General features: G+C 34.8%; 20 protein-coding genes. 12 read left to right on the top strand and 8 right to left on the bottom strand.

The genetic code is table 11. From position 1 onward, the window contains the following. Positions 1–4 precede the first annotated feature (4 nt). From asnB to BW939_RS02335, 4 genes are read left to right on the top strand one after another with little or no spacing between them, the layout of a single operon-like run. Positions 5–1,789: an asparagine synthase (glutamine-hydrolyzing) gene (gene asnB, locus BW939_RS02350; protein WP_076449407.1), complete on the top strand. Its 1,785-nt coding sequence runs from the start codon at positions 5–7 to the stop codon at positions 1,787–1,789. Positions 1,790–1,793: 4 nt separating this feature from the next. After that, a complete protein-coding gene (locus tag BW939_RS02345; protein WP_076449405.1) occupies positions 1,794–2,744 on the top strand; it encodes a glycosyltransferase family 2 protein in 951 nt (316 codons plus the stop codon). Then, positions 2,731–3,729, top strand: coding sequence for an acyltransferase family protein (locus BW939_RS02340; protein WP_076449403.1), 999 nt, complete (start codon positions 2,731–2,733; stop codon positions 3,727–3,729). Before BW939_RS02345 ends, BW939_RS02340 begins: the two co-directional genes overlap by 14 nt. Before the next feature lie 9 nt (positions 3,730–3,738). Then, entirely contained in the window at positions 3,739–4,680 is a 942-nt protein-coding gene (locus BW939_RS02335; protein ID WP_076449401.1) for a glycosyltransferase family 2 protein, read from the top strand. 389 nt (positions 4,681–5,069) lie between these two features. On the opposite strand, the gene BW939_RS02330 is transcribed toward BW939_RS02335, so the two are convergent. From BW939_RS02330 to BW939_RS02320, 3 genes are all read right to left on the bottom strand, one after another. After that, complete coding sequence (locus BW939_RS02330; protein WP_123891540.1) at positions 5,070–6,416, bottom strand: DUF6056 family protein; 1,347 nt, start codon at positions 6,414–6,416, stop codon at positions 5,070–5,072. Then, positions 6,406–7,359: a glycosyltransferase family 2 protein gene (locus tag BW939_RS02325; RefSeq protein ID WP_076449397.1), complete on the bottom strand. Its 954-nt coding sequence runs from the start codon at positions 7,357–7,359 to the stop codon at positions 6,406–6,408. The genes BW939_RS02330 and BW939_RS02325 overlap by 11 nt, the downstream gene beginning before the upstream one ends. Before the next feature lie 62 nt (positions 7,360–7,421). Next, the gene (locus BW939_RS02320) at positions 7,422–8,192 is read right to left on the bottom strand and encodes an O-methyltransferase (protein ID WP_076449395.1); all 771 of its coding nucleotides are present in this window, start codon (positions 8,190–8,192) and stop codon (positions 7,422–7,424) included. 99 nt (positions 8,193–8,291) lie between these two features. Here BW939_RS02320 and BW939_RS02315 point away from each other — a divergent pair, with 99 nt between their 5' ends. The 8 genes from BW939_RS02315 (at position 8,292) to BW939_RS02280 (ending at position 15,555) form a co-directional block, all read left to right on the top strand. After that, entirely contained in the window at positions 8,292–9,119 is an 828-nt protein-coding gene (locus tag BW939_RS02315; protein ID WP_076449393.1) for a glycosyltransferase family 2 protein, read from the top strand. A gap of 8 nt (positions 9,120–9,127) precedes the next feature. Further along, a complete protein-coding gene (locus tag BW939_RS02310; RefSeq protein ID WP_228417084.1) occupies positions 9,128–10,288 on the top strand; it encodes a glycosyltransferase in 1,161 nt (386 codons plus the stop codon). A 6-nt stretch (positions 10,289–10,294) separates the two neighbouring features. Next, positions 10,295–10,858, top strand: a complete 564-nt coding sequence (locus BW939_RS02305) for an acyltransferase (RefSeq protein ID WP_076449391.1) — start codon at positions 10,295–10,297, stop codon at positions 10,856–10,858. After that, a complete protein-coding gene (locus BW939_RS02300; protein WP_076449388.1) occupies positions 10,859–12,010 on the top strand; it encodes a glycosyltransferase in 1,152 nt (383 codons plus the stop codon). It abuts the gene before it with no gap. Positions 12,011–12,054: 44 nt separating this feature from the next. After that, complete coding sequence (locus tag BW939_RS02295) at positions 12,055–12,612, top strand: serine acetyltransferase (protein ID WP_076449386.1); 558 nt, start codon at positions 12,055–12,057, stop codon at positions 12,610–12,612. Positions 12,613–12,856: 244 nt separating this feature from the next. Further along, positions 12,857–13,519 (top strand): carbonic anhydrase, encoded by a 663-nt coding sequence (locus BW939_RS02290; RefSeq protein WP_076449383.1) that lies wholly within the window; start codon positions 12,857–12,859, stop codon positions 13,517–13,519. 20 nt (positions 13,520–13,539) lie between these two features. Continuing rightward, positions 13,540–13,842, top strand: a complete 303-nt coding sequence (locus BW939_RS02285) for a hypothetical protein (RefSeq protein WP_076449381.1) — start codon at positions 13,540–13,542, stop codon at positions 13,840–13,842. 117 nt (positions 13,843–13,959) lie between these two features. Then, entirely contained in the window at positions 13,960–15,555 is a 1,596-nt protein-coding gene (locus tag BW939_RS02280) for a SulP family inorganic anion transporter (RefSeq protein ID WP_076449378.1), read from the top strand. Positions 15,556–15,638: 83 nt separating this feature from the next. Here BW939_RS02280 and pth read toward each other — a convergent pair whose 3' ends face one another. From pth to mfd, 5 genes are all read right to left on the bottom strand, one after another. Next, positions 15,639–16,202, bottom strand: a complete 564-nt coding sequence (gene pth, locus BW939_RS02275) for an aminoacyl-tRNA hydrolase (RefSeq protein ID WP_076449376.1) — start codon at positions 16,200–16,202, stop codon at positions 15,639–15,641. A gap of 88 nt (positions 16,203–16,290) precedes the next feature. Next, the gene (locus tag BW939_RS02270; protein WP_076449374.1) at positions 16,291–17,232 is read right to left on the bottom strand and encodes a hypothetical protein; all 942 of its coding nucleotides are present in this window, start codon (positions 17,230–17,232) and stop codon (positions 16,291–16,293) included. A gap of 214 nt (positions 17,233–17,446) precedes the next feature. Continuing rightward, complete coding sequence (locus BW939_RS02265) at positions 17,447–19,099, bottom strand: RagB/SusD family nutrient uptake outer membrane protein (RefSeq protein ID WP_076449363.1); 1,653 nt, start codon at positions 19,097–19,099, stop codon at positions 17,447–17,449. 10 nt (positions 19,100–19,109) lie between these two features. Beyond that, the gene (locus BW939_RS02260) at positions 19,110–22,235 is read right to left on the bottom strand and encodes a SusC/RagA family TonB-linked outer membrane protein (RefSeq protein WP_076449362.1); all 3,126 of its coding nucleotides are present in this window, start codon (positions 22,233–22,235) and stop codon (positions 19,110–19,112) included. 479 nt (positions 22,236–22,714) lie between these two features. Next, the gene (gene mfd / locus BW939_RS02255) at positions 22,715–26,092 is read right to left on the bottom strand and encodes a transcription-repair coupling factor (protein ID WP_076449361.1); all 3,378 of its coding nucleotides are present in this window, start codon (positions 26,090–26,092) and stop codon (positions 22,715–22,717) included. Between the last annotated feature and the right edge of the window lie 52 nt (positions 26,093–26,144).

Below are 26,144 nucleotides of genomic sequence, written 5' to 3'. Positions count from 1 at the left end.
GTCTATGTGCGGAATAGCAGGAATTATTACTAAAAACGCCCGAAACTACAACCATGAAATTCAGAACATGACCGATGCTATAGCGCACCGTGGTCCAGATTCTGCTCATCATGAGTTTTACGAAAATGCAGCTTTGGGCCATCGCCGCCTATCCATCATCGACCTGTCGGAAAATGGAAAACAGCCAATGTTCTCGAATACCCAAAAAGAGTGTATTGTTTTGAATGGGGAAATCTACGGCTACCAATCCATCAAAAAACAACATGCCGAATATCCTTACCGTGGAGGTTCTGATACGGAAGTGATTCTGGCAATGTACCAACGCAAAAAGGAAAACCTGATTCACGATCTTCCCGGTATGTTTGCCTTTGCCCTCTGGGACGAAAATAAGCAACAGCTTTTTTGTGCCAGAGACCGTTTTGGCGAAAAACCATTGTACTATACCACCGGAAAAAATGGTGAATTTATTTTTGCAAGCGAAATAAAAGCAATTCTGGCAAGTGGGCTCGCCAATACAGAAATCAATCATGATGCGCTTTCCCATTACCTGCAATATGGCTATGTGAGCACTTATCAAAGTATTTATAAGAACATTCATTCTCTTCCTCCTGCGCATCAGCTGATCTGGAAAGATGGTACAATTGAAGTTTCAAGATATTACAGTCTCCCAAAAAAAGACAGACAAATAAGCCTCTCAGACGCAAAAGAAGAATTTGTTTATCTCTTGAAAAATGCTGTTGAAAAACAACTGATCGCCGATGTGGAAGTAGGAAGCTTTTTAAGTGGTGGTTTAGATTCTTCTTCTATTGTTGCAATGGTGAATGAATTTTTGCCCAACCAAACTACAATAAGTTTTGGCTATGACCACGAAGACAGCGAACTGAAATATGCCAGAGAAATAGCCGAAAAATACCGCACAAAACATGTAGAAATTCATGAAAAGAAGGAAGATCTTGTTTCAGGAATTCTGAAAATTACTCCTTTTTTGGATGAGCCTTTTGCCGACACTTCTACTCTTCCTCAGTTTGAAATCTGTAAAGCAGCAAGAAAAAACCTAACCGTTGTGCTATCGGGTGATGTAGGCGACGAGCTTTTTGGGGGTTACAATTTTTATAAAGTTGAAAATGAGCTTAAAAAACATTTCAGCTATCAGAATATAATCGCCCAGTTTGGGTTAAAACTTTATCAGAATCTAAAGCAGACTTCTTACATCTCACAGAAAAATATTCAGTATAGTTCGATTTTAGATTTTCATCAAAATGACGTACGAAATTTCTTTAATGAAAATGAAAGAAGGCAATTAGGTATTAATGAAAACTATTCTCAACCTTATAGTTTTACTGCAGATGAAAATTCATTGAACGATATTATGCGTACAGATCTTGAGAAATATGTTCCGGGAAATATGCTCGTAAAATCTGATAGAATGGCGATGGCGAATTCTTTGGAAGTGCGAACACCTTTTTTAGATATAGATTTTGCAGAATTTTGTATTCAGCTTCCGGATCAGCTTAAGATCAATTCTGAACAGGACAAAATCATCCTCAGAGAATCTATGAATTCTTACTGGACGGAAACCATCCGCAACCGCTGTAAACAGGGTTTCGGATTAGGAATTGAAAATTGGTTTGAAGAAAAAAACCTAATGAAATTCTCTGACGATCATCTTAAAAATAAAGACCAAAAGATTTTTAAATATATTGATTTTCACGAAACCCAAAAATTTTTAAATAAGGATCGGAAACATTGGAATCTTCTGCAACTTGCGTTGTGGGCTGAAAAAATATAAATTAATGCTGAATATTTCCGTTATCATTCCTGTGTACAATGCGGCCGCCTTCCTCAGAAAAGCGGTGGAGTCTGCGTTACAGTTTACAGAAGTTTCAGAGGTAATATTGGCTGAAGACGCTTCTACTGATGCTTCTTTAGTGCTCTGCAAACAACTTGTACAGGAAAACGAGCGTGTCGTATTATTTCAACATCAAGACAAAGGAAATCATGGCGCTTCAGAAACCCGAAATCTGGGAATTCAAAAAGCTACCTCAGATTTTATTGCCTTTCTGGATGCTGATGATTATTACCTTCCCAACCGTTTTGATGCTGAAAAGACTTCATTCCATAATGAAAAGATTGAAGGTATTTTCGGTGCCTTAGGAACAGAATTTATTACGGAAAAAGGAAAAACCGAGTTTCAGGAAAAATTTAAGAATAACGAATTAACTACTGTGCGGTATGAGGCTGAAGGCAAAGAAGTTTTCGAAGGACTTCTAGGTGTTTCAACTAAAACTTTCGGCTCATTTTTTCATTTGAATACACTTACAGTAAGGCGGTCTTCGCTCATCAAATACAATTTATTTTTCAATAAAGATCTTCGGGTACATCAGGATTCTGATTTTATTATAAAATTGGCTTACCATTGTCATCTGAAAACCGGAATTATTGATAAAGCAATTGCTATACGTGGCGTACATGATGACAACCGCATTACAAAAATTAAGCTGTATTCTAAAAAATACAATGAAAGACAGTTTCTCCTTTGGAAATCACTGTTTGAATGGTCTAAAAATCAAAAACTGGATTCTGATGTGAAGGAAAGAATCTATCTTCAGTATAAAGCTTTTGACCTTTCCTTAAAAAGTAAATTTTACAAAATTATCGCTCTGTTGATTGAGATTTTAAAAAACCCCTCAATTTTAAAAACAAAATATCGTTTCACCTATTTGAATAAGTATGAAGCTTCATAAGCTCCAGATTTTACGTGGAATTTCCGCACTATTAGTTTGCTGCTTTCATTTACGTGAAGGACTTATTTTGGGTGATGTTAAATATGGGGAAATTCTTTTCGGAAGAGGAAGTATCGGAGTTCCTATATTCTTTGTCATAAGTGGATTCATCATGGTTTTTACGACTAAAAAAATCAAATTTGATGAAAATATATCCAAAGAAGTAATTTCATTTTTCAAAAAAAGAATCATCAGAATTGTTCCATTATATTACCTGCTCACATTTGCCTGGATTATCTTGGGAGGAAGTATTTTATACTATTCTGAAGGACTTGGATTAAAAAGACTGATTTATTCTTTACTTTTTTTGCCGCTTGAGGATCAATTCCCAGTACTGTATTTGGGATGGTCTCTCAACTACGAAATTTTTTTCTATCTGATTTTCGGGCTTTCATTCTTATTTAAAACTAAAAGATATTTTTTCATCATTGGTTTTTTTGTAATCTCTTACATCTTAGGAGTGATTTTTAAATTTGAAACCGCCTATCTTAGGATGATTACGAGCGAACTCAACCTGTATTTCATCTCAGGAATTCTTTTAGGACTTTATTTTAATCAATTCTCAGTGTCTAAACAAGTTGCTCTCCCTATTTCTGTTTTTGGCATCTTTTTATTTATTTTAATGTTTTTTAATATTATTCAAATAAAAAATGAGATGATTTTGCTTGTGATTGTTTCTCTATTTGTTTTAGCTTTTTTACTCTTCGATTATACATTTAAAAGTAAAGGAAATAAAATTCTTATTTTTTTGGGAGACATTTCCTACTCATTATATCTATCCCACTCATTTGTTGAAGTTTTTTCAAAAAGAATTATCCCAAATGAAGCCTTTATCGTCCCTTATTTTATTTTAAAGATTATACTTGTTATTGTTTTATCATCAGTTCTTTACCTTTTTATAGAAAAGAAGCTAACAGAGTATTTAAAATTAAAAATCAAAGCTTAAAATCACATCATGAAAATCTCTGTCATTACCCCAGTTTACAACGCCGAAAAGTACATCACGCAATCCGTAGAATCTGCTCTTCAGTTTGAAGAAGTGTATGAAATAATCTTAGTTGAAGATCAATCACCAGACAACGCTCTCGAAGTCTGCAAAAAATTGGCAGAGCAATATGAAAAAGTAAAATTGTATCAACATCCCGATAAAAAAAACCACGGTGCCGGAGCAAGCAGAAACTTGGGTATCGAAAAATCTACGGGAGACTTCATTGCTTTTCTGGATGCCGATGACTACTATCTTCCCAACCGTTTTGATGCTGAAAGAGAATTGTTTAAGGATGATGAAGTTGATGCTGTTTACGGTGCATTGGGTGTGCATTATTATTCCGAAAAAGCCAAAGAACAATATTATTCTTTGTTTGGCGACAGACTAACGACCGTGTATAAAAAACATGCTCCTAAAGATGTATTCGCAGGACAGCTCAATATGCTCGGAAGTTTTGGTCTTTTCAGCATTGATGCCTTAACTATAAGAAAAAATCCACTGATTGAAAAGGTAAAGCCGTTATTTAAAACTCATTTAAGACTGCATCAGGATACTGAGCTTTTGTTCAGAAGTTCATATTACCTCAATTTTTATCCAGGAATCTTAGACCAAGCCGTTGCAATGAGAGGCGTACACGAGAGCAACAGAATTACCCAAGTAGATTCTAATAAAGTAAAGCCTTCCAACACCAGAGTACTATTGTGGAGGGCAGTAAATGAGTGGGCTCAAAGCGAGAAAACGATGTCTGAAGACATACAACTTCACATCAAAAGAACCCACAGAAGCTGGGAAATTGCCCAAGCTCCTCTTTTGAAAAAATGGGGAATGATTGCCAAGTATTTACTTACAGATTTTAAAAGTATAAGATCAGGCCTTTACAATATAAATTTCAGGAATGAGTTATTTTAATTTTTTAATCAAAACAAAGTTTAAATTCTTTTTTTTAGAAATCTGAAGTAAAAAATATAAAAATTATCGGATCGAGACTATCAAGATTATCATTTAACTGAATCAAAGATAGGTGTAGCATCACTACAATTTTTTTCCCTTGTTGTGCTTGCCAATAGGTGAAGAGGTTTTGAGATTTAATTTCACCAATATTTAAAATTGTGTGAAAATCAATTTCATTTTTATTAGAATTAAAATATTTTAGGAGGAATAGTTTGATAATATTAGAAAAACGTGCTGTTATAAGATTGTACTTAAAATATCAGTACTTGCTTGCGAGGAGAATTTCTTTGTTGATACCTCTAGACCATCATAAATTATCTGCATTTGTAATGAGCATGTTATTCAATTTACTTATGAGAAAGGGTTTTTAAATTAAAATGCAAGATAATATTTTTTTCTTCAGCTGTTTTATTTTTCACTTCCTTATCAACATATTCATTTCCACTTTCTAGCAAAACTTTTCTATTGAATGTAGGGAAGTTTTGGTCGAAATAGTTTAATTCTTCATCCAAAATAACATCTTTTGAGATTTTAGCTTTTTGTGAAATCTCATTATAAAAATTATTATAAATCTCATTTGCATTGTAGCATACTATAGTACTAAAAACGAAATAGACCAGCAACCAAACAGAGGACGAGATTTTTAAAACATTTTTATTGAAATCGATACATTTGATCAAATTTTTGAATAAGAAACACACCAGAATAATCAACATTGTCGTTGAGAAAAACATAAGTCTTGTGCCAATAAGTGGTGAATATGATATCACCAATATTGCCAATCCTGCCAACGAAATATAACTAGCGATTAAAATTTTATTTTCTCTATCCAAAACCCTTCTACTCAGCAGGTACAAAGCGATCAAAAAAGAAACAATAACAACGATAATCAATATCAAATTGTAATGATAAAAATACTTAAATATCATTACAAAGGTAGAAGAATAATCTTCCCAACTAAAACCATACTGAGTCTTACCAGCAGTTTTATATTTCACCGCATTCGCCGGAGCAAAAAACAATGCCAAATAACCCGTTGCTACTGAGATATTAATTGCTATAATGTTGAAATCAGGAAGCTTCTTGTTTTTAAAGATAAATACAACACCGCAAACCCCTGAAAAAAGCAAAAGAATAGGTGGTACATGCTCATTGCCCATTCCTGTTACAAATGCTACAAAACAGAGTAAAACAATCTTCAAAGCAGATTTCGGCAATACATTCCGTTGAAAAATAAAGTATTCTGTCATCACAAACAAATACAGCAAATACAGCACATGTGTAAAAGTATAGTTGGTCGCAAACGGGCTGTAATAAAACAATTCCCCAAAATAATTTATTAAAAAAATAAAAGCTGCAGTTAGAATCAAAAATTTCCATGCATCTTCTTTATGAGAAATTTTTGGAAATCGTCTGAAAACATTGGCAAATAAAGCCCACAAAAATCCGTTGAAAAGTAGCAATCCAAATATAACTTTCAATATTTTGCTCCGAGCGACAATATTTAGAAAAAACTGTCCGATTCTTGGGTTTACGTAATTGTAGCTCGTCCAATATTCAGAAAAGACATAAGGCAATTGAGATTTATCAAGATAATAAAATTCATCTCGGGTAACCGGAAACCAATACAGACTTAGTAGAAATCCTATATTGATAAGAACAATTAAAAATAAAGGTAAAAATTTAGTCTTCATTTTTAATAATTTCATTAAAATACAGCGGTCTGTTTTTTACTTCTATATGAATTCTTCCAATATACTCTCCTAAAATTCCTAAAAAAAGCATAATCAAAGAACAGAAAAATATCATTACCGAAAGCAAAGTAAGAAAACCAGTCTTGGGTTCATTATTTACATGGCTTGTATAAATAGAAAATGCCAAAAACAAAACAGATCCAAAACACCCGAAAAATCCCAAAAGAGTTGCTAGCCTCAAAGGTTTTACAGAAAATTGAATCACGCTGTCTATTGCCAACTTATATAGTTTTAAGAAATTATATTTTGAAGTCCCGGCAAATCTTTTGGGAGCTGTAAACTCTAAAATCAAAGCATCCTGAAGACCCACCAAAGAAAGCATTCCTCGGAACATTCTGTCTGTCTCATTCAGCTGGTTGATCCAGATTACATATTTTTTATCTAAAAGCCTGAAATCCGGCATGTTGCGGGGGATTTTAACATCCGAAAGAAAGTTGAGAATTTTATAATATGAATTTCCCAAAATTCTGTATTTCAAACCTTTATCTTCATTATCTGTTCGCTGTGTAAGCACCAACTTGTAGCCTTCGAGCCATTTTTGAATCATTTCTGCGGCCATTGCTGGTGGGTGCTGCAAATCGGCATCCATAAAAAGTATTGCAAATTCTTTTTCTTTATTATGCTGGGCTACATAGTTCAATCCTGCCGTCATTGCCATTTCGTGACCGAAATTTTTAGATTGGTTGATGATGGTAATATGCGAATCACTTTTCTGTAAATTTTTTAAAACCTGAAGGGTCTGGTCTCTAGAACCGTCATTCACAAAAACCAATTCGTAGTCTTCAAAAGAAATTTTATTCAATTCTTCATGAAGACCAGCGTGCAGCACAGCTAGATTTTCTTCTTCATTATAAGCAGATATAATCAGATAAACTTTCTTCATACTAAACAATTTCTTTTTCTAAAATACTTTAAAATATTGGTTTTAAATAAACAAGCAAAGTTTTACTTTACAAAAACCCCCACAAATTTTCCTTCAAATTCCACCACCGTGGGAACTATTTTCTCTTGTTCACAAAAATCCTGAAAAGCAGAATTGTCATTAATGTCGTCAGAAATAAAAACGCCGCCTTTTCTTAATCTGGGATAAAGCGTTTCATAAGCCCACTTCATTCCTTCATAAGATTTGTCTGAATCATAATGTACTACATCTATATCACCACTTTCTTTTAGAATTTTTGGCAAAGATTCACGATCTGCATGACGGAAAAGTTTCCAATAAGACCTTAAATCTTCCGGAACTACACATCCCACATACTGATCACCATTTTGGCCTAAATAAGGCATATCTGAACTGTATAAAGTGCCATTTCTTTTTTGTAAAGAAGTAAGCGTTGCCAAGGAACTCCAACCGTAAGCAACACCGGTTTCTATAACGACCTTTGCTTGGGTAAATTCGCAAGCGTTATATAAAAGCTCCAAAGCTCCTGCTCCACCCATTTTTATAGGGCAAGCATTTTGGGTATCCAGTGCCTTTTTAAATTCTTTAGGATATAGTTCAGAAAATTCCTTAAAATCAATATGAAACAATTTTTTCAAAGCATTTTTCTGGCTAATCGCAATTTCCGAAGCCCAAAGATTGGTTTTCTCTTTTCCCTTAAAGGCGCTATTTCTGTTGAAAATATTTTTGATGATTTTTCTACCTAATTCAGGATATAGATCCGGACGTTTTAGATAGCCTATAAAAGTTTTGAGAATTCGGGTTATTTCGCTCACAGTGTTATTATTAATCCTGCAAAAATAAAGATTTTTATCAGATTGAGCAGAATATTTATCTTTGTGAAAATTTATTAATACAAAGACGCCTCCCTCATCATGAAGTTTTCGATCCTGATTGCCAATTATAACAACGGAAAATTCTTTAAAGATTGTTACCATTCTATTATAGCTCAGTCTTTTACAGAATGGGAAGCCGTAATTTTAGACGATGCTTCAACAGACAATTCTTTAGAGGTAATTTCGGCCTTAATAAAGGATGATATCCGTTTTAAAATTTACAAAAATGATAAAAACTCGGGTGTAGGCATTACAAAAAGCAAACTTATTGAGCTAGCCAATGGTAATATCTGCGGTTTTGTAGATCCCGATGACGCCATTACACCGAATGCGTTGCAATCTGCTATGGATGTTTTTATTAAAGATCAACAGACCGTTCTTACCTATTCAAGCTTTATGAAATGTGATGAATATTTAAAGCCCGTTGAGCAATTCAAATCGGGAATGCAGGTCATCAATAACGACCCCTTTTTCTTCAATTGCCCTGTGCATATCGTTCACTTTGTATGTTTCAGAAAAAACATTTACGAGCAAACCGAAAAGATGAATTCTGAAATGAGAATCGCCGAAGACCAAGACCTTTACCTCAAAATGTATGAAAAAGGGAAAGTAAAATATATTAATGAGCCAAACTATCTTTATAGAGCACATTCCGGAGGGATTTCACAGAATGAAAACCTTCCAAAATCAAGAGAATATTTCGCAAGAGTGATTTTTAACACGATGAAAAGACGGGGCTTAAAAACCATTAACGGTAAAAAAATTCCTTCAGAATACAATAACCCGAAAGAAATCTATTCTCTTTTGGAATATCAAAACTCAATATCATACCGAATTTTGAAGAAACTGAAAATCTTGATGCAATAATTTTTAACATGATGAAAGAAAATAAAAAATTAAAAGTACTTTTCAGACAGCGTTCCATGGAAATGGGTGGTGTAGAAAAAGTGATACTCAGTATGCTGAATGGCCTCGACAGAGAAAAATTTGATATGACGATTTGCCTTAATATCAATCAAGGGGATTTGCGAAATGAGATTCCGCCTCATGTAAAAAAAGTAAGTATTGCAAGTGGGAAAGAAGATTTTTCAAAAAATTCCCTTATTCAAAAATTGCAACTTGCGAAAAGAAAACTTAAACTAGATAAAGCACAAAAAAACCCAAAAATTGCAGATGCTGTCTTAAAAGACCAATTTGATGTAGAGATTGCTCCCACTTACGCCACATTTTCTTCAGTTTTAAATTCATCTAACAAAAATTCTAAGAAAATAGGCTGGTTTCATTCAGATATTACTTTGCCAAAACTTCAGCCACTCGTTCCAGAGATATTGAAGCAAATTCCGCAGTTTGATTATTTCATTTTCGGATCTCAGCAAACGAAAGATATTCTCATTGAAACATATCCCACTATTAAAATTCCTGAAAATCAAGTTATCAGAAATGCTATTCCCATTGAAGAATTAAAGAAAAAATCCAAAGAATTCGTCCCGCAATTTCCAGAAAAACCGATTTTTGTTTCCGTAGGAAGGCTTCACAGCAGAAAAGGCTTTCATAAATTAATGGAAGCCCATGCCCAACTTTTAAAAGCTGGTTTTGATCATCAAATTATCATCATTGGAGATGGCGAAGAAAAAACAAACCTTAAAAAACAAGCTCAAGAATTGGGCGTAACAGATAGTTTTCAGCTTTTAGGATCCTTACTAAACCCCTATCCTTATGTGAAGAATGCAGATTTTTTTATCCTACCATCCGAATCTGAAAGCTGGCCTTTAATCATCGCCGATTCTTTGATTTTACAAAAACCTATTATCTCAACCAACGTTGGAGGAATTCCCGAAATGATTACCCATGACAAAACAGGCTTCCTCGTGAATTATGAGGTTGAAGAAATGTATGATGCGATGAAAAAATTCATGACGGAACCCAAATATGTAGAGAAAATAAAAGAAAATTTAACTGATATTGAAAAACAATTCGACAATCAGAAAATTTTTGATGCCGTTGAAAATATCATTCTTAAATTAGCACAAAAATAACCTTTGATGAATTTATTTTACCGAATTATCCTCAAAATCCATACATTTTGGCAACACCTTTACAGCAAATCCTACATTGAAATTTGTAAAGCCAGAGGCATGAAGGTGGGTAAAAACGTTATATTTATTGAAGCTCCCGCTTTCGGATCTGAACCTTATTTAATAGAAATCGGGGATCGTACGAAAATTACTGCTGGCTGCACATTCATCAACCATGACGGGGCAATGTACGTCATCAGAAACTTAGAAAAATATGAAGACGCACGAAATTTTGGCAGAATTAAATTGGGCGAAAACTGTTTTGTAGGAAATAATTGTACGTTTTTACCGGGTTCTAGTATGGGAAACAATTGTATTCTGGGCGCAGGATCCGTTTTAAATTCATCTATGCCAGACAATTCCGTGTATGCAGGCGTTCCCGCAAAATTCATTTGCACCATTGAAGAATACGGAGACAAAGCCCTGGAAAACAACATAATGTATCCTAGAGAACTAGAACCAACAAGACATAAACTAGACGATTACATCAAAAAAAACTTGCCTCACATTTACAAACCTGTTAAAAAATAAATGGCAAAAAAGAAAAAAATACTCATCAGAATTGGCTCATTGCGACATGGCGGTGCGGAAAAAGTATTGGTAACGTTTCTCAAAAATATTCCACCCGATAGATATGAGATTGACTTGCTTTTAAATTTATATTCCGGTAAATATTTGGCTGAAGTACCTCAATGGATCAACATCATTTATCTAAACAAGGGAGAAATGATTACTACCAACAGAATTCAGGATATTCCCAAAAAGGCTTATAGAGTCGTTTATCAAAACCTTTTATATAAATTCCCAAAATTACTTTATAAAGGAAAACTTCAAAATAAAAAATATGATATTGAGTTTGCCGCAATTCACGGAATGCGAGACGAAATATTAAATTCTCCCTTACAATCATCTAAAAAAATAGTCTGGATCCACAATGACCTTTCCCAAGTAAAAGGTTATTCTGATGAGGAAATTAAAAAGTTTTTTGGTTTCGATAAGATTTTGGTTATTTCAGAAAAAATTGAGAAACTTTTTAAGAGTTTAGCTAAAAACGATAGTCAAAAAAATAAAATAATCCGAATTTATAATCCTTTAGACACGGAAGAAATTTTAACCAAAGCAGAAAAGCCAGTTGAAAGATATGTTTTTGAGGCAAAAATCCCCACTTTTGTTTCTGTAGGAACCGTTTTTCCGCAAAAAGGATTTGATAGACTTTTGAAAGTTCACAAAAAACTGCTGGATGAAGGTTTTCAGCATAAAATTTTAATCGTTGGCGATGGATATGATTTTGAAAACATTAAAAACTTGAAAACCGAATTGGGAGTCGATGAAACAGCGACAATGCTGGGTTTCACAGACAATCCTTATCCTTATTTTAAAAATGCAGATTTTTATATTTTAAGTTCTAGATATGAAGGTTTCCCCACGGTTTTGTTTGAAGCAATTACTTTAAAGAAAAAAATCATCGCTACTGATGTTTCTGGCGTTCGGGAAATGTTAAAAGACGGTGATTTTGGCTTAATTGTAGAAAATTCAGAAGAAGGAATTTACAACGGAATAAAAAAAGCAATTACAGATCAAACTTTTTTCCAGCCTTATAGTTCACAACTTGAAAACGCTGAAATGCCTTTCAGTTTAGAAAAATCAGTAGAAAAAATAATGGCAGTGCTTGATGATCTTTAAAAAATTCTTAAATTTAGAATATAACAGAACTTTTATTTTTGTGTATGGCAGAACGTTATTCTACAATACAGAAAGACTTTTACCGTGAGAGCGGAAAGTGGCTTTCGGTAATCAATATTTGGATGAAATGTGTAAATCCTAATCTTCATTTTATTTATATTTTGAGGAAAACACAACAATATAGAAAAACCCCAATTTTAGGACTTTGGTGGCGTATTGTTTTGAGGCATTTTCAAATTAAATATGGCTTTCAAATTTATCCTGAAACAGAAATTGGCGAAGGTTTATACTTGGGACACTGGGGAAGCTTGGTCATCAACCCAAAAGCAAAAATTGGTAAAAACTGCAATATTGCACAAGGTGTAACCATTGGTCAGCAAAACAGAGGCAAGAACGAAGGCTATCCGGAAATTGGAGATCAAGTTTGGATTGGTCCCAACGCTGTTTTGGTAGGGAATATTAAAATTGGAAACAATGTTTTGGTAGCACCCAATGCTTATGTAAATTTTGATATCCCAGAAAACTCTTTGGTAGTTGGCAATCCTGCAAAAATTTACCCTAATGAAGAGGCAACCTTTGGGTACATTAATAATCTTGTATAATTTAACGAAACGTTTATAATAATTAACCGTTTTTAAGATATACAATGGCGTAAACTTCACCAAGAAATTCAAAATTTCTGCACCGGATTACTCATTGCTACCAGGAAGATAAATATTAAACAATGTTAAAAAAAATTTAGAATTCATCAAAAATTATATTTTTGCATAATTATTGATATAGACTATTGAAATAGAAAATAATTTAAACGAGAAACAATAATTATAACCTTTAAATATTATTTTTATGTCAAATTCGTACGAAGTTATTTTCGAAAACAACAGAAAGTGGGTAGAGTCTAAATTAGGAGACAACCCAGATTTTTTCAGTGAATTAGCAAAAAGTCAGACACCGGAGTATCTTTACATCGGATGTTCAGACAGTAGAGCAACAGCTGAAGAATTGATGGGTGCTAAACCAGGGGAAGTTTTTGTACACAGAAACATTGCCAATGTAGTGAACGCGCTAGATATGAGTGCAGCTTCTGTAGTAGAATACGCTGTATCTCATTTGAAAGTAAAGCACATTGTTGTATGCGGGCATTACAATTGTGGCGGTGTGAAAGCAGCTATGACTCCTCAGGATTTAGGAATCCTTAATCCATGGTTAAGAAACATTCGTGATGTATACAGAATACATCAAGCAGAGCTTGACGGTATCGAGGATGCAGACAAGCGTTATGACAGATTGGTAGAATTGAATGTACTTGAGCAGTGCATTAATGTTATCAAAATGGCATGCGTACAAGAAAGATACATCGCAGAAGAGTATCCTATTGTACATGGATGGGTTTTCGACATGAGAAGCGGAAAAATTATTGATCTTGAAATCGATTTCGAAAAAGAATTGAAAGACATCCAAAAGATTTATAATCTTAGCGAAGACAAATGGACCATGACTAGAAGATAGTCTAAAAGAGATTTGGAAAAATGAAAATCTGGAGCATTATTACTTTATTATTCGTCCTCAACTTTACAGCATTACCTAGTATTGCTACAGTGTTGGGATGGGAATTGGTAAAGACCAATATAGTGCTGAACGAAGAAGAAAATCATTCTCCTTATTCCTCTTTCTTATCTGTTGTAGAAAAGACACTTCCAAAAACTTTGAATGTGTATGACTATTTAAAGTTTTTTGAGCCTGACGTGGAAGCAAGCTCTTTTGTACAGACTGATGACCGTTGTCATCTGTCGCCTTACCTGAACCTATTTTCTCCCCCTCCGGAAGCCTAGATAAATTTGCAGTGTATTATTAAATTAACACACTGCTTTTCCTTTTATACTGCCGTTTTATACTAAATCGGCATTCAACATTTATCAGCATTTTCAAAAAAAATAATTTTTTCGGTCATGAAAAAAAGTAAAACTTTAATGGGAGGGATCAAAGAAAACCTGCCTTCAGGTTTAGTAGTATTCCTCGTTGCTTTGCCTTTATGTTTGGGCATTGCATCAGCATCTGGAGCTCCAGCCCTTTCCGGAGTGATTGCAGGTATCGTAGGCGGTATTGTAATCGGTTTAATGAGTAATTCAAACATATCCGTTTCCGGACCCGCAGCCGGGCTCACCACCATTGTCCTTAATGCAATAACCGATCTTGGCGCTTTTGACCTTTTTCTCTGCGCAGGTATTATTGCAGGTTTAATTCAGCTTGTTTTAGGATTTATAAAAGCTGGAAGTATCTCCAATTATTTCCCCAATAACGTCATTGAAGGAATGCTAGCTGCCATAGGAATTATCATTATACTAAAACAAATTCCTCACGCCGTAGGTTTTGATAAAGATTTTGAAGGAAATGAAACCCTTTTTGATAATGGAATTAATTTTAACTATTTTGTAGAAGCTTTTTCAGCAATACATCTTGGTGCGGTTATCATTACACTTGTTTCAGTAGGACTTTTAATTTTATGGGATAAAATCCCAATGTTGAAAAGATTAAAAATACTTCCCGGTGCATTAGTAGCTGTTACCGTAGGAATTGTTTTGAACGAAATATTTAAAATGACCGGAAGTAATCTTGCAATTCAAAAGCACCATCTGGTTTCTTTGCCAGTTCCGAAAAATATTGACGATTTTAAAAACCTGATTACGTTTCCAAATTTTTCTGGATTCACCAATTATAATGTTTGGCTTGCAGGAGCAACGATTGCCATTGTAGCATCAATAGAAACACTATTATGCATAGAAGCGTCTGATCGTTTGGATAAGCAGAAAAGAATTACCGATACTAATCTGGAGCTAAAAGCACAAGGAATAGGAAATCTTGTAAGCTCATTCATTGGAGGGCTTCCGATGACCTCGGTAGTAGTAAGAAGTTCTGCTAATGCCAATTCTGGAGCTACTTCTAAAATTTCTACCATCATTCATGGTGTTCTTCTTTTGATTTGCGTTTTGTCTATACCTATGATTTTAAACAAAATTCCGTTAGCGACACTTGCGGCAGTGCTTATTATCGTTGGATATCGTTTGGCAAAGCCAGCAACCTTCAAGCATTTCTGGGCATTGGGTAAATTCCAGTTCGTCCCTTTTCTTGCAACCGTTGTAGCTATTGTTTTCACCGATTTATTGAAAGGAGTTGGAATAGGCTTAGCCATATCAATTTTCTATATTCTACAGGGAAATATGAAACGTGCTTATTATTTAAGCAAAGAAAAACTGCATAATGCTGACGAAATTACGATGAAATTGGCAGAAGAAGTATCTTTTTTGAATAAAGCAGCGATTAAAAAGACTTTAAAGAATATTAAACCCAATTCTAAAATCATATTTGACGCAAGGAAAACAGCTTACATTGCAACAGATGTTCTGGAAATGATACAAGAATTTGCTAATGTGAGAGCCATTGAAGAAGATATTGAAGTAGAATTGTTAGGCTTTAAAACCTCTTACAAAGATTATGAAACTGATGAAAATTCGCATATCGTCATTACGCACATGAGAGCGATGTAGGGAAGTTAAATAATTGAGAATAGCCTTACTTAATTAAAATTTAAAAAAAAAGACCGTTTTCGTTAATGAAAATGGTCTTTTTTTTATTTACCATTGAATGCAGACATTGTATTTCCTAATCCAGCAAAAACAAAGGATAGTGATGCTTTCGTAAACTTATCAATTCTTTCGCTAATTTTTTCAGATTCTTCAGTATTCCATATCCCCAACACGTAATCTACCTGTCTACCTTCAGAAAATTCTGCAGAGATCCCGAATCTTAATCTCGCATAGTTCTGCGTTTGAAGAACTTCAATAATGTTTTTTAAACCATTATGACCAGCATCTGAGCCTTTTCCTTTTAATCTCAAAGTTCCAAAAGGAAGAGCAAGGTCGTCTGTTACAACCAATAAATTTTCTAAAGGAATATTTTCTTTTTGCATCCAATATTTTACAGCATTCCCAGAAAGATTCATATAAGTGTCTGGTTTTAAGACAAAAACCTTTCTGCCTTTATGCTTCCCTTCAGCCATCCAGCCAAAATTAGTGGTATTGAAAGTTGATCCTAACGTTTCTGCAATTTTATCTGCAACTTTAAAACCTACATTATGACGTGTATTTTCGTATTCTGCACCTTTATTTCCTAATCCTACGATGAGGTATTTCATTTTAAACTTTTTTGCAAAATTAAATTTTTAAAAATAAAAAAGCCCAATCTTTCTAAAGATTGAGCTGTATCTGTTTGAAACAATATTCTTATTGTGGCTTGTAAATGTAATTGATACCAAATCCTCTCGTCATGTAAGTCTGGAGATCGTATGCATAATTGGTAGTAAATACAATTGGTGTAGGAATAGGAACCATCATGTCTGTAACTGTCAATCTTCTCGGATTATTGATAGAGAGACTTTGGCTCTTCTCATCGTTTACTCTTGTTGCCAGCAAAGAAGAAACTTTGTAAGCAAAAGGCAATAATGTATGAGGATTAATTTGAGAATCAAACGTAAAGTATTCATACTTATACTTTTCCGTAGCTGTACCCATAGTACCTCCAGTCATTGGTCCGTAATTTCTTTCTACTTTAGAGATATTGTCACCTGTATACGTATAATTAGATACCGAATAAGTTGTGTAATCAAAATTTACTCCTGTTATTTCTTCACCATTTTTCATGGTAATTTTGCTCAATTTATCCGTTCCTGTTGCGTATTCAAGATTGTATAATTTCTTATACTTTTTGCTTACAACCCATGGTAAAACAGGAATAGTACTTCCTGGAGGAACAGTTTTCACATAGCTGATTCTGTTTTCTGCGATAATGGTTAATCTACCGCCAGCGCCGTAAGTCAATAATTGGGTATATGCAACACTATCGTTATCTAGAGTACCATTTTTATCTTCATCCAAAAATCCGTAGAAAGTAATTTTACTTATTTTATCACCACTCCACATCAAGTCTGTAACAGATTTTGTTCTTTTTCCTTTTGTAAGTGCTTTTGAGAGTAAAAGACCATTGTAACGGTATTCAGCAATGGTGTCAGAGTTTGTAATTTCTCTAAATAAAGATCTTGGTCCTATAAGACCTGTGTTATCATTGAGATCAAGAAGCGGATTTCCTTCTTCGTCTACCAAATCTTTACAAGAATGTATAGAAGACAAACCTGCAACCAGTAAAATAAAATAGAAAAGTTTTTTCATATTTAAAGAGATTACTTATTTTTTCACAAATATAATTTTTTTTTACATAAGAAACACTTTCTTATTCAGATTGTAACAAAATAATATCAAAAATTTAAAGAATTTTGGATATATGTGTAATAAGTGCTTCAAACCATCCGTAAAAATTCATCTTACCAAAAAAGAGACTGGTTTTTACACAGTCTCTCCAATAATCAATTTATATAAAAGGTTTTTAGTAAGCAGGATTCTGCGGAAAGTTTTTATTTTGATTTAAATCTAATACCGTTTGCGGAATTGGTCTTAGAATTTTCTGATTCCCCCCGTTTCCGTTAAACTGGGACGCATTGGTGATTTTATAATTGTATTGTACCGCTCTTGTAACCAAAGTTCCTGTACGTTTCAAATCAAACCATCTGTTGTATTCGCCAAGCATTTCTCTTCCTCTTTCATCAAGAATATAATTAATATTAAATTCTGCTGAGGTAGCACTAGGAACTCCGGCTCTTGTTCTCACGGTGTTTAATCTTGCAAGACCCACTCCCGGATTTCCTGCTTTCAGATAAGCCTCAGCTGCAATAAGGTAAGTATCTGCCAATCTAGAAACTATGATGTCTCTAGTGCTTACGGGGCCTGTGCTTGATGGTGTAGTTAACGCAGGATCATCAAATTTTTTCACCGGAATCGTTTGATAATCTAAATTTTTCACCAAGGTATAAGCTGCATCATAAGTTCCTTTATCATGATAAATAAAACCTGTTGCTAATTTTGAAGCGTTAGCAGTCATCCAAGCAGTTTTGTCCGCAGCCGTGTACCACGTTGGCTCGTAATAATGTTTAATTTTGAGTGTAGATTTATCTGCTACTCTGAAAAAATCGTAATATCTCTCATAAACAACATTCATAAAAGTAGCTTCCCACCTCAAGTCCCCTTGTTTAAATAATTCAATTGCATATTTTGTAGGACAAAGATTATAACTTCTCAAAGGGGCGTTTCCTTGAGTTTCTGCTCCTCCAAGGTAAGAACTAAAAAAGTAAAATTGTTTGTTTCCTAAAGTCGTAGGAGATGTACTTGTGGACTGTAAATCATACTGCACTGAGAAAATTGTTTCCGGACCTAGTTCATTTGCTGTTCCCGGTGAGGATAGCTGTGCCGGAGTCATGGTAAGTGGCTGACCTGCAATTGCTGCGTCTGCATACGTAGCAGCGGTTGCAAAATCTGTTGATAACCCGAAAGTTTCATATCCTCTTGTAAGATATACTTTGGCTAAAAGATCATTTACCGCTTTTTTATTTACTCTTCCACTGGAAGCATAAGCGCTTGTGTTTACTGCGGCTAAAGAAGCTTCTAATTCCTTTATAATATAGGCATAAACTTCCTGCGCTGTGTTTCTGTTAAACTGTAAAACTGGTATTGTAAAATTTTCTTCTACAATAGGAACTCCACCGTAGGTCTGCACCATTAGAAAATAAGCATTGGCTCTCAAAAATCTCGCCTCACCCACCATTACAGGTACAGAAGGAGTCTGCTCAGTAAGTGTAGAATAATAAACGGTTTTATTAACAGATTGAATTAATTGATAACAAGACATATACAACTGATCTACACCTTCAGAAGCGGGAATAAGTTGTGTGTATTGGCTCAAACCTGCTGGTTCCGGAGTTCTGCCCTCTGCGTACATATCTGTACCAGATACAAAAAGCCACGGGTCACCTCCATAAATTCCTTTCAGCCATGCGTAATTGGAATTTACAAGCAACTGATATCCAGCCGCTGTTTTGAAAGCTTCGTCTGCTGGTGAAAATGCCAAACTTTCTTCTTCAATAAAATCACTGCAAGAATTGAAAAGTGAAGTAGCAAAAACTAAAGTTAATATTATTTTTTTCATGATTTTTTAATTAAAATTTAGCACTTAATCCCAATTGAGTTGTTATAGCAGCAGGTCTGTTGATCCCCATATTGGCAGCTGCCCATTCCGGATCATACCCATCGAATTTTGTAAATACAAACGGATCTAATACGTTAACATAAACTCTCAAGCTGCTCATTTTTATTCTTTTAAGAAATTCTGTATCAAAAGTATATCCTAGTGAGATATTTTTCACTTTTGTAAAAGACACCTCTCTGTAATACCCGAAATTGGTTGTCCAAAATGCACCAGCGCCTGTTGCCACGGGTCCTGGTCTTGGGTTGCTGTTGTTGGCATTTGATGCAACACCTGCACTGTTGGTTGGTACAAAATATTCCATTGCCATTTTTTGGCGACCTCTGTCTGATACGTCAGCAAAGTTTTGGTGAAATGTACTCAGCACTGTTTGTCCTTGGCTTGTAATGATGGAAAAATTAAAATCAAATTTACCAACGGTAAGTCTCGAATAAAAACTTCCCTGCCATTTCGGAACCGAGCTGCCAATTACCGTTCTGTCGTTAGCATTAAATTTCCCGTCACCATTGAGGTCTTTTGGTCTTGCTTGTCCTGGTGCCATTCCGTAAGCAGCTGCTTGAGTCGCTTCACTTTCCTGCCAAACTCCATCATAAACATAGTTGTAATTTGGGTTTAAACTTGATCCTAAAATCAAATTATTACCAATATCACTTACTCTATCCTGATTATAAATTGATTCTAATCTGTTGACGTTTTTAGTGTAGGTAAATGTTGTTTCCCAATTTACAAGGCTACTTTTGATGTTTTTTGTAACTACCAATACTTCAACTCCCTTATTGCTTACAGATCCCACATTGGCATAGGTAATCTTATATCCCATTTCTGCGGGAGGTTGCTGTCTGTAAATCAGATTTTCTGAAAGCCTGTCATACACATCTACAGTACCTGTAATTCTGTTTTTTAGAAATCCGAAATCAATCCCAAAATTTAATTCTCTGGTTTTTTCCCAAGTTAAATTAGGATTAGAAAGACTTGAAGTTTGTAACCCGGGAACCAATGTATTGTTGTTTGCATAAAATGTCTGCTGATCCAGAAGAGCTAATGATTGGTAAGGAGCAACATTATCATTCCCTGTATAACCGATACTTGCTCTTAATTTTAAATCTGAAATGGCACCAATATTTTCCAGGAAAGATTCTTTTTTAATTTTCCAGCCTAATGCTAATGAAGGGAAAACGGTCCATTTATTACCCGTAGATAATACTGACGATCCATCCCATCTTGAAGAAGCCGTTAGCAAATATTTATCTCTGAACCCATAATTTACTCTTACCGCATAAGAATTCAAGGTTCTTTTCATGTACGGAGGAGTAAGTGCAGGATCTCTTAGCTGGAAACTCGTTGGTGTGCCAAATACACCACCATAAATACCCATATCGAAAGGCATTCCGTTTGATGAAGAATAGAAATACTCATCGGTATTAGAGTATAAACTCTGCAATAGTAATACACTTAGGTCATGAGTTTCATTAAATGTATGTTTTACATCGATTTGATTGTCCCAAGTATAATTAAAATTCTCGCTTTTCGCTACAGATGCAGAATTCTTGTAATTGAGAGCTATTCCGGCATTTGTTTGTGCTGAATTGGATATTCCAAAGGTGTTATTTGCAAAACCTCCGGAGAATGTGGTCTTAAATGACAACCATTTTTTTGGCTGATATTGGAAAAATACATTTCCTAAAGCCTGCCATATTCTTTCTGTTTGTCTTGAATTAGCAATTTCAAAAAGTGGGTTTATCGTACTTGTTTTATTGATCGCCCAGCTTCCGTCTGGATAGGTCAGTTTACCTGGAAGTAGAAACAATTGCCCTTCAATATCATTTCCCTGTGCATCAACTGCATAAGGAGAGATCAGCGGACTGAAACTGAATGCAGACCTCATCGCCAGATCACTTCCGTATTCTGTTATCGTTCTTGCAAGCGTAATATTTGCTCCGGTAGAAAATTGGCTGTTGATTTTGTGATTTAAACCTAACTTGAATGTGTATTTATCGTTTGAATCATTATCGATAATTCCATCGTTTCCTTGTGCACCGAAAGAGAGATTGTACCCTAATCCTCCTTCTGATCTTCCAGAGATATTAATGTAATGATTCTGCATTGCACCAGGTTGTAAAACGGCATCGTACCAATCAAAATTATAGCCGTTATTGGCTCTCTGCACCAAAAGCGGACTTTGATTTCCTGCTAAAGTAGCCAATGCTGCGGGAGTCTGAGTATTGGGATTGGCACTCAGGTAAGCTGCCTGATGAAAATTCCACCATTCGGCTCCACTCATCATTTTTGGTAAACGGGCTGCCGCTCTCACACCGTAAGAAGTTTCTAGTGATACATTGATTCCTCCTTTTGCGGTTGCTCCGTTTTTGGTAGTTACCAACACCACACCACTCGCCCCTCTGGAACCGTAAATTGCTGCAGATGAAGCATCTTTCAATACATCCATTCTAGAGATATCCTGTGGATTCAAAAAGTCTATATTATCTGTAGGAACTCCATCTACCACGTAAAGAGGGTTGCCTGATGAAATCAAAGAATTGCTGCCTCTAATTGTCATTTTAAATCCATCTCCTACTCTTCCTGAGTTTGAAGTAATCTGTACACCCGGCATACTTCCTTGGATGGCTTCTAACGGACTTGTTGTATTTCTTTCTACTATTTTATCTGCACTCAGGGTGTTTACCGAGCCGGTAAGATCGGTCTTTTTTACACTACCATATCCTACAATCACTACTTGCTCTATTGTTTTTGTTTTGTCTTCCCTTAGCGGAATTGCAATAAAACTACGGTTATCAACTGGAATAGTTTGAGATTGAAATCCATCGTTGATTACAGAAAGTGATGATTGATCTTTGAGGAGGGTAATGATGAAATTACCTTCTGCGTCTGTAGTTACAGTGTTTTCAGTTCCTTCTTCCTTTACTGTCACATTGGGCATGGCCGCTTGTTTGTCGTTCGTTATTTTTCCGCTTATCTCTTTGCCTTGCTGCGCAAATACTACCGCAGAAGAAAAAAGAAACAAAACAGCAAGCTTTTTGCGAACAAGAAAGCCGGATTCTGTAAGTTTTTCAAATGACATAATTGATTAGAGTTTTTTGTGAGTTAAAATTTGCTATTCCGACAAGTAATTTGAGATTAGCTACTTCACAAATTTCTTATCTAAAAAAGTACTTTAAAATCATTGCGTAATCGATTGCACGTTTGGCTAGATTTTTCGGTTTTCTATATTAACCTTTTTTTAATATAAACTTAATATTTTTTAACGTTAGAGCTGAATTATTTTATAATTTATTGAATTTCAAGTATTTATTTTATAACAAAAACTCTTCTAAAACATGACTTTTGTCAGTTTTTAAATAAAATTATGGTTGAAAATTCCCCGAAATTAATAGTCACTGTTGCATTTCCACAACAATTCTTAAAAATATCTTTTAAAATTTTTGCTCCATTTTTTAAAAAGTAATTAAGAATTACTAGAGAAAAAACCGCAAAATAACCCAGCAAAAAACCGCACAATATAATGCGGTTTTTTTCAATTACAAAGAAGTTATTTTACATTTAAGCTAAAATAGATTTCAATAAAATATTTACCTCATCTACATTTTTCACTTTATCCTTTCGCATCATAAGATTACTTCCCTCTTTACTAGCCTTCTCCTTCAATTGCGCCTGTGAGGGATTTTGGGTTAAATAAGATATAATATTCCTGAATTTCTCGGTTTGATAAAATTTATCTTGCGGATTAGATGGAAAGTAGCCTAAGAAAACCCCATTTTTCATGACTATTTTTTCGAAGCCAATTTCTGCTGCGAGCCATTTCAAAGCAACACTTTTTAATAAATTAACAACTTCATGAGGTAACGTACCAAATCTATCTACCAACTCTGCTTCAAATTTTTGCAAATCATTTTCGTTATCTATTTCTGCTAATTTTTGATAGAGCAAAAGCCGTTCTTCGGTACTAGACACATAAAAATCTGGCAACATCAATTCTAGATCCGTTTCTATATTTACTTCTTTTACAGATTTAAACAATTTCTGGCGGTCTTCTTCATTGTGAAACAAAGTTGCAAATTCATCATCATCTTTCAGTTCCTCCAAAGCTTCCTGCATCATTTTCTGATAGGTTTCGAAGCCCATTTCGTTAATAAAACCACTCTGCTCGCCTCCTAAAAGATCTCCTGCACCACGAATTTCCAAATCTTTCATCGCAATCTGAAAACCACTTCCCAAATCAGAAAATTGCTCAATGGCTTCTAATCTTTTCTTGGCATCAGAAGTAATCATGTCTAAAGGAGGCGTTATTAAATAACAAAATGCTTTTCTATTACTACGTCCTACTCTTCCTCTCATTTGATGCACATCTGCCATCCCAAATCTCTGCGCGTCATTAATGAAGATAGTATTGGCATTCGGTACATCCACTCCACTTTCTATGATGGTGGTAGAAACCAAAACATCATATTTTCCATCCATAAAATCGAGAATATTCTGCTCGAGCTGTTTACCTTCCATTTGCCCATGTCCCGTAATTACTTTTGCATCCGGAACAAGCCTTTGAATTAAACCGGCGATATCTTTCAAATTTTCTATCCTATTGTTGATAAAATAAACCTGCCCATCACGTTGCAGCTCATAAGAAATAGCATCTCGCAAGAGTTCCTCATCAAAACCAACCATGTGTGTTTCTACAGGTTGCCTGTTGGGCGGTGGTGTTTTTATCACAGAAAGATCTCTCGCTGCCATCAGCGAAAACTGCAGTGTTCTCGGGATAGGCGTTGCCGTAAGGGTTAAAGTATCTACATTGGATTTAAAAGTTTTAAGTTTATCTTTTACAGCAACCCCAAATTTATGTTCTTCATCAATAATTAAAAGGCCCAAATCCTTAAATTTCACTTTATCTGAAACCAATTGATGCGTTCCGATAACGATATCTAGTTTTCCTTCTTTAAGGCCAGCTAAAGTTTCAGATTTTTGTTTTGCCGTTCTGAAACGATTCAAATAAGAAACATTAACTGGGAAATCTTTCAATCTTTCTTTGAAACTTCTGTAATGCTGAAATGCCAAAATAGTAGTAGGAACTAAAATAGCAACTTGTTTCCCATCAGTGGCAGCTTTGAAGGCAGCCCGAATGGCAACCTCTGTTTTACCGAAACCTACATCACCACAAATCAAACGATCCATCACAGTTTCAGCTTCCATGTCTTTTTTCACATCGATAGTGGCTTTTTCCTGATCTGGTGTATCTTCATAAACGAAACTAGCTTCCAGCTCATTTTGAAGGTAAGAATCTGGTGAGTAAGAGAAACCTTTGGCCGTTTTCCTTTGAGCGTATAATTTTATTAAATCAAAAGCAATTTGCTTTACCTTCGCTTTTGTTTTTTGTTTTAATGATTTCCAAGCTGGTGAACCGAGTTTACTCAAGACCACTTCTTTACCGTCGGGACCGTTGTATTTTGAAATTTTGTGTAGTGAATGAATACTTACATAAAGAAGATCTCCGTTTTTGTAGGTCAGTTTAAAGCATTCTTGTACTTTTCCGTCGTTATTTACTTTTACAAGCCCCATAAATTTCCCGATGCCATGGTCTATGTGGGCAATATAATCCCCTACTTTTAAAGACATTAAATCCTTTAGAGTCAACTGCTCAGATTTGGCAAAAGAATTTTTTGTTTTGTAGCGCTGATATCGATCAAAAATCTGATGATCTGTATAGATCAAAATTTTGTTGTCGGGATCTACGAAACCTTCGTGAAGTTCAGATTTAAAACTTTTGAATTTAATTTCACGTTTTTCAGATTCGTTTCGTCCGATGTCTTCAAAAATAGATTCTAATCTTTCTTTTTGCTTATCTCCGGAAAAAGAAATCCACATTTCGTAGCCAGCCGCTTCTTTTTCTTCTAAATCTTCAACAAGAAGTTCAAAATTTTTGTGGAAAGAAGGTTGCGAGGTTTGGTTAAATTCTAAAAGTGAGGTTTTCATTCCGCTCAAGATAACAGAAGAAAAATCTATCGTGCGGAACTTTTTATATTCAAAAAAGAAATCTTCATTTGAAATAAATAAATCTTGTGGGGTGCGATGAGAAATATCTTTGCTTAAAGTTTCATATTTCTCTAATGCTTTTTCGTAAAAAGTTTTCAGTTTTAGCTTTGAAGTCTCTAGATTTTTAGAAATAATTAAAGTTTCCTGCGGTAAAATTTCCAGTAAAGACACTTTAGTTCCCGAGGCAGAAAAATTCATATTAGAAACCAACTGAAAACTTTCTACTTTAGAGATAGAAAGCTGAGTTTCTATATCGAAAGTTTTAATGTTTTCTACTTCATTTCCAAAAAAAGTAATTCTATAAGGTCTTTCATTAGAATAGGAGAAAACGTCAACAATTCCTCCACGAACGGAAAATTCGCCTGGTTCTGAGACAAAATCAGTCTGATTAAACTGATAATGATTCAACAATTCATCTACAAAATCAAAATCTAGCTGATCTCCCACTTTAATGTGGTGAGAAATAGCTTTGAAATCTTCTTTTCTCAAAACTTTTTCAGACAAAGCTCCGGCGTAAGCAACAATTACTTTGGGATATTTTCCTGCATTAATTTTATTTAATACCTCTGTACGGAGAACGAGGTTGGCGTTTTGGGTTTTCTCAACCTGATACGGCTCAAGATGTGTTGCCGGAAAATAAAGCACTTTTTCTTTACCCAAAAGGTCTTCCATCTCAGTATTTACATAGAGCGCATCTTCTTTTTCATCAATAATATAAAGAATAGTTTTTTTCTGAACCAAGAAAAGCTCTGCTGTAAATATAGACGTTGCAGAGCCCGCAAAGCCTTTTACAGAAATGTGATTTTCTTTTTCTAAAATCGTAAAAACGTCTTTCCCGAATTCACTTTTTAATAGAGCCGGGAGGAGTACTTGATCTATATTTTTTAGCTGCATAAGTAATTTTAGTATCAACGACAAAAGCGATTTCGGGAGTTTTCCGAAACCG

The sequence above is a fragment of the Chryseobacterium piscicola genome (assembly GCF_900156685.1).
Classification (GTDB): domain Bacteria; phylum Bacteroidota; class Bacteroidia; order Flavobacteriales; family Weeksellaceae; genus Chryseobacterium; species Chryseobacterium piscicola.
Note: the sequence above shows the minus strand (reverse complement) of the source record. Positions and strands in the feature narration are given on the sequence as shown.

What these genes read in the sequence shown, in the direction of transcription:
- BW939_RS02325 (WP_076449397.1), bottom strand. Translation starts at nt 7,359, where the DNA reads ATGAAGAAAGTTTATCTGATTATATCTGCTTATAATGAAGAAGAAAAT.
- pth (WP_076449376.1), bottom strand. Translation starts at nt 16,202, where the DNA reads ATGAAATACCTCATCGTAGGATTAGGAAATAAAGGTGCAGAATACGAA.
- BW939_RS02285 (WP_076449381.1), top strand. Translation starts at nt 13,540, where the DNA reads ATGAAAATCTGGAGCATTATTACTTTATTATTCGTCCTCAACTTTACA.
- BW939_RS02260 (WP_076449362.1), bottom strand. Translation starts at nt 22,235, where the DNA reads ATGTCATTTGAAAAACTTACAGAATCCGGCTTTCTTGTTCGCAAAAAG.
- BW939_RS02310 (WP_228417084.1), top strand. Translation starts at nt 9,128, where the DNA reads ATGATGAAAGAAAATAAAAAATTAAAAGTACTTTTCAGACAGCGTTCC.
- BW939_RS02295 (WP_076449386.1), top strand. Translation starts at nt 12,055, where the DNA reads ATGGCAGAACGTTATTCTACAATACAGAAAGACTTTTACCGTGAGAGC.
- BW939_RS02330 (WP_123891540.1), bottom strand. Translation starts at nt 6,416, where the DNA reads ATGAAGACTAAATTTTTACCTTTATTTTTAATTGTTCTTATCAATATA.
- BW939_RS02265 (WP_076449363.1), bottom strand. Translation starts at nt 19,099, where the DNA reads ATGAAAAAAATAATATTAACTTTAGTTTTTGCTACTTCACTTTTCAAT.
- BW939_RS02315 (WP_076449393.1), top strand. Translation starts at nt 8,292, where the DNA reads ATGAAGTTTTCGATCCTGATTGCCAATTATAACAACGGAAAATTCTTT.
- mfd (WP_076449361.1), bottom strand. Translation starts at nt 26,092, where the DNA reads ATGCAGCTAAAAAATATAGATCAAGTACTCCTCCCGGCTCTATTAAAA.
- BW939_RS02335 (WP_076449401.1), top strand. Translation starts at nt 3,739, where the DNA reads ATGAAAATCTCTGTCATTACCCCAGTTTACAACGCCGAAAAGTACATC.
- BW939_RS02305 (WP_076449391.1), top strand. Translation starts at nt 10,295, where the DNA reads ATGAATTTATTTTACCGAATTATCCTCAAAATCCATACATTTTGGCAA.
- BW939_RS02340 (WP_076449403.1), top strand. Translation starts at nt 2,731, where the DNA reads ATGAAGCTTCATAAGCTCCAGATTTTACGTGGAATTTCCGCACTATTA.
- BW939_RS02300 (WP_076449388.1), top strand. Translation starts at nt 10,859, where the DNA reads ATGGCAAAAAAGAAAAAAATACTCATCAGAATTGGCTCATTGCGACAT.
- asnB (WP_076449407.1), top strand. Translation starts at nt 5, where the DNA reads ATGTGCGGAATAGCAGGAATTATTACTAAAAACGCCCGAAACTACAAC.
- BW939_RS02280 (WP_076449378.1), top strand. Translation starts at nt 13,960, where the DNA reads ATGAAAAAAAGTAAAACTTTAATGGGAGGGATCAAAGAAAACCTGCCT.
- BW939_RS02270 (WP_076449374.1), bottom strand. Translation starts at nt 17,232, where the DNA reads ATGAAAAAACTTTTCTATTTTATTTTACTGGTTGCAGGTTTGTCTTCT.
- BW939_RS02345 (WP_076449405.1), top strand. Translation starts at nt 1,794, where the DNA reads ATGCTGAATATTTCCGTTATCATTCCTGTGTACAATGCGGCCGCCTTC.
- BW939_RS02290 (WP_076449383.1), top strand. Translation starts at nt 12,857, where the DNA reads ATGTCAAATTCGTACGAAGTTATTTTCGAAAACAACAGAAAGTGGGTA.